This is a genomic window from Methylobacter sp. (assembly GCF_004322395.1).
Lineage (GTDB): Bacteria > Pseudomonadota > Gammaproteobacteria > Methylococcales > Methylomonadaceae > Methylobacter_A.
Genome location: NZ_SCTW01000029.1, coordinates 195,823 through 208,103 on the forward strand (window position 1 = coordinate 195,823; position 12,281 = coordinate 208,103).

Here is a 12,281-nt window from a genome sequence, read left to right on the forward strand (position 1 = left end):
ACCTCCGACAAAGCCGGAGGGTATTAGATAAGCGATTCAAAGGCGTCTATACCCAATGAGTCTCCTGTCTATATTTGCAACTTAAATAACGAGATATCTTCTGCCCAAAATTTTTCACCCATGAAGTTCTGCTCTAGATCACCGAACCGTTGCGCAATCATGCTCTTACCTTTGATATACCTCACCACGTTCAATATCACATGCTTCGTCGTTATGCTCAGGCACATATATAAATGATCTAGTTCAGATGCCTTTCCAATAGATCTCTCCTTGTGCTTTGCCAACTCACGAAGCACTTCTCCCAGATGCTGACGTAGCGCCCCAAACAGCTTCTTCTTTCGTCGCTTCGTATGATACGCGTAGCCCCCAAACCTTGGTACTCCTTCATGGAAAATCTCCTTATTCTCTTAATCGAGATTTGGAGATTCGAAGATTCCATTTGCCCGTCGTAAAGATCAAATCTTTTGGGATCCCTTTGCATAATCGAGAGTTTAACTTATTAAATTATAACTTTCCTAGCGCTTCCTTAACAGCCCTAACAATCTGCGGCGCATAATCCTGACCAATCCATAAAGGTAGCCGAAGCAGGCGCTCTGAAATATCATCGGTAACGTCCAGGGAACCGGATATCCGCCCAACTTGATGGCCCATTGGGGAGCTATGAAGCGGAACATAGTGAAATACGCTGTAAATACCTTCTGACTTAAGTCGTGCAATAAGCTGAGCTCGGATCGATTCGCTCGATAACAAGATATAATACATATGCGCGTTGTGCTGACACTCTGCTGGTACGATAGGTCGACGCAAGCAACCATCAGCCTCCAGATCGGCAAATTGATCATGGTAAAACTGCCAGATATGAAGCCGACGCGCTGTGATGGCATCCGCCTCTTCCATTTGCGCGAGGAGAAAAGCCGCCACCAGATCACTGGGCAGATAGGACGAACCAATATCAACCCATGTGTATTTATCAACCTCACCACGGAAAAATTTGCTTCGGTTGGTGCCCTTCTCCCAAATGACTTCGGCCCGCTCGGCGATACGGTCATCATTTATCAGTAAAGCACCACCCTCGCCGGAAATAATGTTCTTAGTTTCATGGAACGAATAGGCACCCAGATGACCAATCGCGCCCAGTGATCTACCTTTGTAAGTGGCCATGATACCTTGTGCAGCGTCCTCGATAACCAGCAGCTTATGCTGCTGTGCGATTTCCATGATGGTGTCCATCTCGCACGCTACACCCGCGTAATGCACCGGTACAATTGCCTTGGTACGAGATGTAATAGCGTCCTCGATTTTCGCTTCGTCTATGTTCAATGTATCCGGTCGGATATCAACAAAGACAGGCACCCCGCCCCGAAGAACAAAGGCATTAGCCGTTGAAACAAAGGTATAGGAGGGCATAATGACCTCATCCCCTGGCTGGATACCAGCAAGCATTGCTGCCATTTCAAGGGCTGCCGTGCAGGAGTGCGTAAGCAATGCCTTATGCGTTCCTGTGCGTGTCTCAAGCCAAGCGTGGCATTTTTTTGTAAACATACCGTCGCCTGAGAGTTGCCCATTGGCATGCGCCTGAGCGATATACCAAAGTTCACGCCCCGTCATATAAGGTTTATTGAAAGGGATCACTTGCGAGTGCACTCCATGAAACAGTGTGTATAGGGAATCCACGACCTGTGCCGAACTTCAACGCGCGGCGATTCGAAAACCGCGCTTGCAATAGACTTATATCCCTCCCTAGTACGCACGTTCTGACCTCGATCTATACCAACCAAAAAACGGGAGATAAAGTTTTGTTCGGCATCAAAACACGGGTCGAAGGTAAGCAGACGTCCGCCCGGCTTCAGTGCCTGAGAGGCTAAACGCATGACGTCTAAAGCCATCTCGTCATCCAAGTGATGCAACAATCCTAATGCCAAAACGATGTCGACCTGCGGCATCTTCTCAACATCAGAATGCGTCAGTTCTTGACAGTAAAACTTTCCCTGCTGACTAAACCGAGTTTTGGCTTGAGCTATATATGCAACACTAATATCAAAACCACAATAATACACCTCAGGAAGGTAGGCCAAAATATCGGCAGGTCCACAACCTATATCAAGGATCGTACATCCTGAAATTGGTCTAATGAATTCCTCAACAAACCTACTACGAATACTGTGCGCACCCATTATGTTCTGAAATGAACTATAAATTAACGGACTGGAAAATATGGCTCGAATACCACTTGTAATTTGCGCCATTAACATTCTCTTCTGGTCAGAGTGCAATCAATCACTGGTTGCAACGCAACCGGCACAAAACCAGCAAGACGATGTATCCGCAGTTTTATCAAGCTCAGAATGAATGTTCTCACCCATCTCGAACGACGCAACGCAAATTCTTGGTCAGAACCAATCCGCTCTAATGTTGAAACCAAAAACATTCTATTAAATACAACCTTTAATTCAGAAGTCCGACCTGCGATTTTGCTAACTTGACACACGGTAATCCAATTTAATGATTTCCAAGTACCACTTGGATCCGGCAACTTGCTATTTCTAAAAATTTTATTTTTGAAAATTTTCTCAGTTATTTTTTTTGAAAAAAATGTGGGTATATTAAAATGCGGTTCGTATGGAAATAAATAATTAGGACAAGTAAAGCGGTAACTTGCTGCAGGTCGGAGACTAGCCCCAATATTGGTTATAACCGTCTTCACATCGCTTACATGCTCCATTACATTGATGGAAAACGCATAATCAAAATAGTCTTTCATTGATAGTTCCTCTGCACGCTGATTAAGCATTTGCGGCACACAGCCAAATGTTTCTGCTCTCTCCAAAATCAATTCTCTCAAACGTTCAAAATGAGAAAAGCCATCACCCACTGGTTCCAACGCAAGCACTTTAAATCCTTCACGCACCAACTGGCAACTAAGCAGGAGTGAACCAGCCCCCACCTCTAACACTGTCGCACCTTTTGCCAGTCGCTCCAGGTCGAATGCAATATACCTCCGTCCAAACCGCGCCTCGCCTTCATACATATCCAAGATGGATAACATGTCGGGGGCACTCGCGAGCACATGTTCACGCACATCGGCCAACCAATATTCAATTGTGGGCAACCCGTTAATTTCAGGCATTAATTTTTCACACCGATAACTATGCCAGAGAGTATTAGAAATACCGATACAAGCCTCATCGCAGTAATACTTTCCGACAAGAAAAACCACCCTCCGATCACGACCAGAACAAATGTAACGCCAATGTATACAGGAAACGCAACGACCAATGGAAGTTTTGTAATAACATATAGCCAGACAAATGAAGCCAAGAGCGCAGCCACATAAGCTGATACTATTATCGGGTCAGACAGGTATTTAAGCATACGCGCAAATAAATGCACATTCCCAATATCTGCAGCCTCAGCGCTCAGCATACGCCACTTCATAATAATCTGACTGTATGCGACTAATAGTGCAATCGGAAAAACAAACAATAAAATTTTCATTTTACAAAATTTCTTCCTGTTTAAGCACCAAGCGATGGTAAATATTCTGTGGGCTGCTAAAGGAAAAGCCCATCGAAGCATACAAATTGAGTGCAGCAATATTGGCGGCAGAGACTGAACTCTTCACTTCGTCATATCCCATCACAAATAGTTCTCCGCATACCGCACTCCACCAGTATTTTGATAAGCCTTTACCACGATATTTTTCTGCCAACGCGTGCAGCACAAGGCTGTTGCCGCTGTAACCGATGAAACCTGCCAGTGCGCCTTGCCAGTACAATCCATAAACTTGCTGCGCTTCTAGTAACTGCTTCAACCAGTTGTCGTAACGCAGGTCGGCGGCAGCCTTTTGCAGGTTGAAATCACAATGAAAACGACCATGAACAAACGCACCGTGGCAAATCGCCAACGCTTGCCCGGCATTAACATCCTTGGATATGGTTGCTTCCGAATGTTGCATTGTGCGCAACCTTTGTGCATTGCAATGCGGTTCGATCAGAGTATCGCAGTAGTAAAAGCCATACTGGTGCAGTAACCGCTTATCTGCCAAAGGTGCTACCTTGATGGTGTGATGTCCTAACGTCTGCGTTGCCTGTTGTAGAGCCGCCTCCGAGTATTCAAGCAGTTCCCAGGTAGGTATGCTGAACGCAGCAGTATCCCACGGCGTTTCTTTAATCAACGGAACCTGGCTCATCGAACGTTGCATTCCTTATAATATATAAAGGTCGCTTCTTGCTTTCATCAAAAGTCTTACCAAGATAGATACCTAAGATGCCAAGAATCGCAATAATGATACCACCGATAAAATATAACGAAACGATCAGGCTGCTCCAGCCGGGAATCGGTGATCCGTAATGAAGCGCAAGTCCGATGATGTACGCGCCATAACAAAAAGAAAAGAACGCCATCAAAAAACCTAAGCGCACAGCCAGTCGTAGCGGTTTATCGGAATAAGCGATAATGGTTTCGGCGGCCAGTTTCCATAGCTTGGCGAAAGTATAGGTGGACTTACCCGCGAAACGCTCAGCATGCTCGACCTCAATGCTGGTAGTGGGAAAACCCATCCACTGCACCAACCCTCCAAAGAAGCGCAGTTGCTCGCCCATACGGCGGAAGTTCGCCACCACTGTGCGTGACATGATTCGAAAATTGCCGCTATCTCCATCATATTCAATATCTGCCAGATAGCTGAATATCTTGTAAAACACCCATGAGGTCATGCGTTTGAGTAGTGGATCGCTCCGTGCTCCACGACAGGCAAGTACAATGTCATAACCCTCTTGCGCCTTGGCGTAAAGACGAGGGATTTCTTCGGGGCGATCCTGCAAATCACAATCCATCACCACCACCCAGTCCCCTAGACAGTAATCTAAACCAGCGGTGATGCCATAGTGTTGGCCGAAATTGCGACTGAACTGGATGCCACGCACACGAGGGTCGGCTTCCGCCAACCGCTCGATCACCTGCCACGAATTATCGCCCCCACAGTCTTCGACCAACACTATCTCAAAATTTGTCGAAATGCCTTCCAACGCACCTTTAAGCCTCTGGTACAGCTCTTTAAGGCAATTCTCGGCCATATACACCGGGATAACAACGGAGAGATGCGGATTTTTCATCTGCTAATGCCCCTGTGTTCGATTTTTATAGACGGTTACTTCTCCGTAGGGACCTGTTACTGCTCCCTTTTTTTCCCATACGGCCGGATTCGCTGCAAGTTCTAGGTTGACATATTCTGCAAGATGCTCCGTATAATCATCAACAAAGGTATTCATTTTCGCATCTCCCAAGGGCTTGGTCAGCGCCATAAAAATACCGACTTTTTCTGCCAGCGCTTTCATTATGCGCGACTTGTCCGTTTCCTCTTCTCCAGTAAAACTTAATTTCCATTGGCTTTGTCGAATTTGAAATATCATCAAGGACTTGCTATCCCGATTGAATTTGCTTTTAACCAGCAGCTCCATCATCCTGGCGTAGTAAAAAAAATTACTGTCGATAGTTATTGGCTGTGCACTCTTCGCTTGTGGAATATTAACCGCAACCAATTCAGCCAAGTCATGCTGGAATTTGGCCACTTTCACGTCTCCTTCGCGCGGATAAATAAAATTTTCCGAATTTAAGTATCCATATGTTTTTCCAATAGCCGCAAGGGGCAGTATTAATATCAAACAAAAGGAAAAGATTTTAAATTCTGTACTATTTTTATTGCCTTTCTCCCCGTTGAATGGCGCAAGTAAAAAAATCATCAACCCTGGAACAACGTAGTATGTTTGCTCAACAATTGATTCAACTCGCATTATTCCAAACAAAAGAAACGGATATGCAATCAGTGCCCACAAAATGGCTAGTGCATCCCACCCATTAGCCTTCGACAAAATTCCATGGCGTATCGAGATAAATCCCGTCAGCACCAGGACACCAGCCAAAACAGCAGTCATACCGAGATAATCTAAAAGTTGAACGCCAGTTGTCTTGAGCGACGTAGCGATGGTAGCGTTAAGCGCATAACCCGCAATAGAGTAAAATGCGAGCATCTGCTGTGTCCAGGTCAGAATAAAGTAGCCCGCAATGATCCCAAGACCCGCTACTAGAACCGCTGGGTAAATCACTATATCGCTAACATGCCGCCCATCGGTAAAATACCGTCTTACTCCACAGAGAAAGGCTATCGGCCCCAGGACGAAGAGCCCATAAATCCAGAGTTGATAGCGCGCCAGCGTGGCAAGTCCGAGTAATAAACCCGCTATAAAAATCCAGTTCAGCTCCGATTTCCTGGAATTTTTACCGGAAAAAATTGCAAACAGTGCAGCGCCAAATAGAAATGATGCCGGTAGATCGGGTAGCTTTGAAGGCAGACCATAGATGGGATTAAATAGACCACTCGGCAATAGCGTGACCAGCGGGGCAGCCATGGCATAGAGGAATGAACCTGTTCTTCTTAGAAGAACAATCATCAGCATAAACAAGAACAAAAACGCCGTTATGGCTGAAAAATATAAATGGCCATTTATTGAAGACGGCGCATCAGCGGGAAGCAGAGCAAAAAAAGCAGTCCTGACGGGATCTTTTCCGTTCAGCTTAACCCCCTGGAGCGCCTGAATCCGGTAACTTGATACTTCCTGATTAGGCCCCGAGGTTTTCGATAAAGCTATATCTCGAGTCCAATAACTTAAAGTGTCGCCTTGTAATGGCCATTTTTCATAATACACCAAATTCGCGAACACCGCCGCATTGACCAGCAGATAAGTAATTAGTCCCGCCCAAAGTATCATGGCAAGCCAGCCTCCTGTAGCGACATTTTTTATCATATCAACCTCCTTTTTCATATCGGCCTCAGTTTTGCAGCGCACTAGAATGCATGACCCAAATCATCTCGGTTTAATATCCTAACATCCATTACCGCACCATATCTCCCAAGTTCACTGGCTTTCACCTGATCAGGCTTGCCGCCTTCCAGCACTTTTTCTAACCCTTCAATTGCCATAATCTGACTAAGGCTGTCATGGCGCATAGCTCTTCTTGTGATTTCGCTGATGCCTACTAAAGCAAGATTACCGGAAACGGCCAATCCTCTAGGGAAAATGGGAACCCCCCGGCGCTCACGGAAGTAGGCATTGCTCATAACAATCCTTTCAACTGCGACTTCATCTGTATCTGGAAAGAGGTGGATGGTAAACATCGGAAATTCGTTTTTCGATTCATCAAACCCTTTTCTAGTGAGAACTAACGATCCATGATAGCTGTCACAGGTCATTCGCCATTCCTGCCATTCGATCAAGTTATGCGCAGCTAACCCCACAGCATCCACTTCTAGCAACGCCATCGATGGGTAATCGAAGCACATGAAAAAACTGTTACGATAACGATTTGCTGCCACTAACCACAAACGATTACCATAAAAAGAGATAGAGTTAATATGATTAAAATTCGAGTCACGCGATGCTGAAAGGGGATAAAAATGCTCAATTGAATTATCCGTAAGCCTAACCTTGGTGAGGCAGTTATTATTGGTATTACAAATAAGTAGGCAGCCATCCACCAACCTGATTTGATGCCCTTCTCTGATGGCGCCGCCACAGTTCATTTCACTAAGTTGTCGAAATTGTCGATCGAAAACTAGAATCTGGTTTCCCAGTATAGGTTGGTTATAGTTACGAACTAATACATAATAGCGGCTGTCGTCCCAAGTTGTACTGTAGTACGCCCCTGCGCCTTCGTGAACAACTCGAACCTCCTGAAGCGAAAGGCTGTATGGATCCATTAAAACATGAAGCAAAGCCGAAAAAGTTGACACCAGGATTTCAATCGGCTCCTGTGTTTTCATGGAGTCTAATGCGCAGGCAGCTTGGCTGAGAGGCAGAGTATACCCTAAGCTTTGATCCTCCGGTTTTGAACCATTCAGAGACTCGCGAATATCAGAAAATTTCGTCATGGCTTGATTGTATAATCAATTTTTGGAGTAACTGGCTGATCTTCATGCACAAAATCCGGAAATGCTCCTGATTCCCTACTAGCAAGAAAGATCTCTCTGCGATGTCTACGGCTTAGAGAATCATTAAAATCAATATGATTAACTTTACCAGTGTAGCGCATAACGTGACTAAATCCGGCGACATACAACATTTTAACCAGCGCTTTACGCGATGGGATTAGCGCGTGATAGGTCAAACCTTGGGTCTCGTTCTGACCTTCTGAAACCAATTGAAAACCAGCGCCTTCCTCCGGTGCAATCTGGGTTTCAATCAGCAAAAAACGATTTGAGGCTTGGTAGAGTGCGCGTATGGCCGCGAAGGGGTTTTCGAGATGATATAACAGTCCGAAACAAAAGACCAAGTCTGCCTTGGGCAAAAATGCAGCTGCTTGTAGTGATGTTATGTCAATCGTACTGAAAATCGCTTTAGGGACGCGACGCCGAGCTTCTTCTGTAAGTTCAGCTCGTCCATCAATTCCAAAAACCACCAACTCTCTTTCTGCCAGTCGCTCAGCAAACCAGCCGGGGCCGCAACCAGCATCAATACAAGTCTTTATTTTTGGCAATGATGAGATTATTTTCTCTGCGGATTCCCATCGAGCTTCGTTAATCTCTAAATAATAAGGTTGGTCGAAAAGTATATTCAATTTGAGTTTTCCATGTTATTAAGTATTACAAGCTTCTTCCACGGCATATTTCCGGTTGTTGCCTTGTTTTCGGCTATCCGGTAGTGCACCCAGTGTGGTGCGTATCTGCTTAACTAATTCCAAGTTCATGTATTTTTGTGTTGACGAGCTTACGTCGCTCGGTTACCTAGGAGTTGAAAAATGCCCTTTATTTTAACAGGGGTTTAAATCGGGAATTGCTGATTACAACGCCTAATCAATCAAAATTTCATCTTCCCATTTTAATAACGGGCGAATAGCCCCAGGCACCTTTTTATATGGACCGAGTGCAGAAGCAGACCCGTAAGGTGCTTCATGCAGATAAAACGAGAGCGCTCTTTGAGATTCGTCGTGTCGAATAACTTTTCCGGAGCTAGGAGTGCAAAGACCCACAGTAACAAAATATCGACCCGTATTCAGTAAGTGCGATGGAATTATCGCAACAGATCTATACCGTAGTGCCGAGCAATCTGACAGGACTGATCCTAGGTTTGTGTAGACTGCATTAAACGCCAAAACATCTTGTTCTGTAATAATGCGAAAATAAGGAACAATGTTAGCTTTTTCAAAAAAAACTTCAAAAACAACTTCTAAACGAATTTCGTCTGTAACACAAACAGTTGATGTCTGACGCCCATCCTGCGCAAGTACGGTTGCAGAAATCAGCCGGGCGTGGGGAGACTCAGGAAGACCGTTGACTGTGTTTTCTTCGCGGATGTCTAGAAGGGATTTGATAGTTTCTGGTGCATCATCGGCTACCCATTTCTGGTGCGCCCGCAAGGTCATGCTGTCGCTGGTAAATGCATCCGTCACTTTGTCGGCGGGACCATCCATAACGACGTGTCCGCAATCGAGCCAAATGCAACGGGTACAAAAGCGCCGAACTGAATCCATGCTGTGAGATACAAATAGAATCGTACGCTCACCCTTGGTAAGATCATCCACCCGTTGCAGGCATTTTTGGGCAAAGGCCATATCGCCAACCGAAAGCACTTCGTCCAGCAGCAGAATGTCAGGATCCAAGTGCGCTGCCACTGAAAAAGCCAGCCGCGCACGCATCCCACTAGAATAGAATTTAATCGGAGTGTCAATAAACCGCTCAAGCTCGGAAAACTCGACAATGTCCGGAATACGCTGCTCGGTTTCCTTTTTTGAGAGCCCATGAAACGAGGCATTGAGATAGATATTTTGCCGGCCAGTCAGATGATTGAGGAATCCGGTGCCGACCTCTAGCAGGGAGGTGACGCGGCCATGGATACGGGCTTCCCCTGCAGTGGGATAGGCCACTCTTGAAAGTATCTTGAGCAAGGTAGACTTACCCGCGCCATTTTTCCCCACAAACCCAAGGCGTTCGCCTTTCTTGACCTCGAAGCTGACATCCTTGAGAGCCCAGATCGTGCTGTGGTCATCTTGCGGCGCACGACCAAACAATTCGCTTAAGCCTTGTAGCATCCCCTTTGCACCATGGCGTCGTTTTTTCTGCCCAAGTGAGTACCGCTTCGAAAGGCCATGGACACTGATTGCGTAATCTTCCATCGCTATATCCTGTCCATGAAGGTACGTTCGGCACGCTGAAAGGCATATACGCCTACCAACCCTAGCACACCCGAGAATAGCAACGAATAAAACCATTCATTGGCTGGCAACACATAATCCGAGAACAGCGTAGCGCGGAAACCAAGCAGTGCTCCGGACATGGGATTGAGCATATGAATACTTTGAGCCGCCTTGGGCAACATATCCGGCGCGAAGATTACAGGAGAAACAAAAAGGCCGATATAGAGCAGCAGGCTGAGGAGTCGCTCCCAATCACGGCTCAGAGTGGCCAGTGCCGCAAACAGACAACCCGTACCAAAGGCTAACAACATGGTTTGGAGAAGCACTACGGGGAGCAGCATTAGATTCCATCCTGGTACCAGCCCATAATACCCCATAATCAGGAAAAGAGGGATAGAGGCGATCGCAAGGCCGGAAAGCTGGGCCAATATACTGGATAGTGGACTAAGTAACCGTGGGAAGTAAACTTTTTGCATCAGCGCCCCATCCGTACTAATTGACGCCGCTGCTCGGCTGACCGATTCAGTAAAGAAGAACCAGAGAATCAGCCCGCTATAAAGATAGGCTGCATAAGGAACCGATGCTCCTATATTGGCATTGGATACGCGCCGGAAAAACACAAAGATGACTGTCATCAACAAAGGACGCGCCAACACCCAGAAGATTCCCAAGTGCAAATCGCCGAATTCCGCTCTAACTTGTCGGCTGGACATGGACCTTAGCAAACCACGAAAGCGAATTAGCTCTTTAACGTCTACAAACTGAGATGATGTCGGTGGTTTGATAACCACTTCATACGGGTTTTGGTGAAAGCTAGGCATGTTTGTTATCTAAATAATATCTGAATAATTCTCAAGTTCATGCTTGTCGCAAATACTGCTTTTGCAGTGCTTTGCATCTGCCTCGCTCATAATATACAGGAATGTTCTAGCAAATTCGAGCCCCCTGTTTCTGTTCTCTATTCGAGCAAGCCGCTCGCGTTCAAGATCAGGGCCGGGACGGGCCACATTCCAAAGTTGATTAATTGAGTCAACTAGACTGTCAATACACCCAGCCTTGAAGAAGTGCCCGTACTCGGGTTTTTGCTCTTTGTGTGTGGCGATATCGGACAATAAAATCTCTTTTCCAAGCGCAATCCCATCCTCAACAGTGGTACTCCACCCTTCAAAAATGGACGGCTGTAGAGTAAACGCAGCCTTGCGGAATATCTGAATCTGATCGGCACGCGGAATTAACCCGAGCAAACTGACTTGATCTGCAAGCTGATTGTCATGGAGCAAATTAATCAATGAGGTATAGTAATCCTGAGACCTATAGTCCTGACTGTTACCCGTACAAACAAGGTTGATCTTGACACCATTTCTCTTCAGTTTTGCCAATGCTAAAAAGACCAGATCGTGCCGCTTATGCATGAAGAACTGATTTGGGAGGTATATAAATTTATCCGGTAGATTATATCGTGCACAAACTTCGTCCGGATCAGACAAATAATCATCCTTGTTCATCACAGAAATAAACCTGAGGATTCTGACCTTTTTGTTTCTATGCTCTGGAAAGAAGCGTTCGAAGTCAGTTCTAACCGATTCGCTGCTGAGAACAAGGATTGAATCATTATCCAACATTTTTGAATAACTCAGATCACGCTGCTTTCTTTCCTCCTCAGAAAAATACTCTGGCAAGCACTTATATTGAAAATCAGGTATCCACAACACGCTCTCGATATTCATCGCGAGTGGGAGACCTTTAACTGGATAGGCAACAGTACATTTCCTTGCAGTACAAGTGAGCCTATCAGCTAGGGAAATAAAACGTTTAGATACACTCTCGCCAAATACCTTGCGAACACCAGAACTAACAATGCTGATCCAGGGCGCACTTTCCTCCAGCCTTACGAAGTCATAAGCACCAAACTCCTGTTCATAACCAAAATTAAGATTTTTCTTTCCCAAAGACAAGACAACGCTTGGTTTCTCGTCTTTAGGCAATAGATCCATTGCCTGTATAAGATTCCGCGTATATTGAACTCCTCCCACCCAGTGATTACCGCCGGTCATCAAAAGATAGATATTTATGGGTTTACGTATAGTACTCAT

12 protein-coding genes and 1 pseudogene are annotated in these 12,281 nt (G+C 45.7%); all 13 read right to left on the reverse strand.

Going from position 1 to position 12,281, the window contains the following annotated elements; all coding sequences use genetic code 11:
- Positions 1-101: 101 nt before the first annotated feature.
- Positions 102-388, reverse strand: a pseudogene (locus EPO18_RS04625) (transposase); the annotation flags it as partial.
- 116 nt (positions 389-504) lie between these two features.
- A complete protein-coding gene (gene rffA / locus EPO18_RS04630; RefSeq protein ID WP_363331476.1) occupies positions 505-1,674 on the reverse strand; it encodes a dTDP-4-amino-4,6-dideoxygalactose transaminase in 1,170 nt (389 codons plus the stop codon).
- On the reverse strand, positions 1,629-2,246 hold the full coding sequence (locus tag EPO18_RS04635) for a class I SAM-dependent methyltransferase (protein ID WP_292431157.1): 618 nt from the start codon (positions 2,244-2,246) through the stop codon (positions 1,629-1,631). Before EPO18_RS04635 ends, rffA begins: the two co-directional genes overlap by 46 nt.
- Entirely contained in the window at positions 2,246-3,127 is an 882-nt protein-coding gene (locus EPO18_RS04640) for a class I SAM-dependent methyltransferase (RefSeq protein WP_292431160.1), read from the reverse strand. The genes EPO18_RS04635 and EPO18_RS04640 overlap by 1 nt, the downstream gene beginning before the upstream one ends.
- Positions 3,127-3,495, reverse strand: coding sequence for a DMT family transporter (locus tag EPO18_RS04645; protein ID WP_292431163.1), 369 nt, complete (start codon positions 3,493-3,495; stop codon positions 3,127-3,129). The genes EPO18_RS04640 and EPO18_RS04645 overlap by 1 nt, the downstream gene beginning before the upstream one ends.
- 1 nt (position 3,496) lies before the next feature.
- Positions 3,497-4,174, reverse strand: a complete 678-nt coding sequence (locus EPO18_RS04650) for a GNAT family N-acetyltransferase (protein WP_292431166.1) — start codon at positions 4,172-4,174, stop codon at positions 3,497-3,499.
- The gene (locus EPO18_RS04655) at positions 4,167-5,114 is read right to left on the reverse strand and encodes a glycosyltransferase family 2 protein (RefSeq protein ID WP_292431169.1); all 948 of its coding nucleotides are present in this window, start codon (positions 5,112-5,114) and stop codon (positions 4,167-4,169) included. The genes EPO18_RS04650 and EPO18_RS04655 overlap by 8 nt, the downstream gene beginning before the upstream one ends.
- A 3-nt stretch (positions 5,115-5,117) precedes the next feature.
- The gene (locus EPO18_RS04660) at positions 5,118-6,803 is read right to left on the reverse strand and encodes a hypothetical protein (RefSeq protein WP_292431171.1); all 1,686 of its coding nucleotides are present in this window, start codon (positions 6,801-6,803) and stop codon (positions 5,118-5,120) included.
- Positions 6,804-6,844: 41 nt separating this feature from the next.
- Positions 6,845-7,927, reverse strand: a complete 1,083-nt coding sequence (locus tag EPO18_RS04665; RefSeq protein WP_292431173.1) for a hypothetical protein — start codon at positions 7,925-7,927, stop codon at positions 6,845-6,847.
- Positions 7,924-8,613: a class I SAM-dependent methyltransferase gene (locus EPO18_RS04670; protein WP_292431176.1), complete on the reverse strand. Its 690-nt coding sequence runs from the start codon at positions 8,611-8,613 to the stop codon at positions 7,924-7,926. The genes EPO18_RS04665 and EPO18_RS04670 overlap by 4 nt, the downstream gene beginning before the upstream one ends.
- 231 nt (positions 8,614-8,844) lie before the next feature.
- Positions 8,845-10,167, reverse strand: a complete 1,323-nt coding sequence (locus EPO18_RS04675) for an ABC transporter ATP-binding protein (protein WP_292431178.1) — start codon at positions 10,165-10,167, stop codon at positions 8,845-8,847.
- Between the two features lie 2 nt (positions 10,168-10,169).
- Complete coding sequence (locus EPO18_RS04680; protein ID WP_292431182.1) at positions 10,170-11,009, reverse strand: ABC transporter permease; 840 nt, start codon at positions 11,007-11,009, stop codon at positions 10,170-10,172.
- 9 nt (positions 11,010-11,018) lie between these two features.
- Positions 11,019-12,281 carry a glycosyltransferase gene (locus EPO18_RS04685; protein ID WP_292431184.1) on the reverse strand — a complete coding sequence of 421 codons (1,263 nt, stop codon included), beginning with the start codon at positions 12,279-12,281 and terminating at the stop codon, positions 11,019-11,021.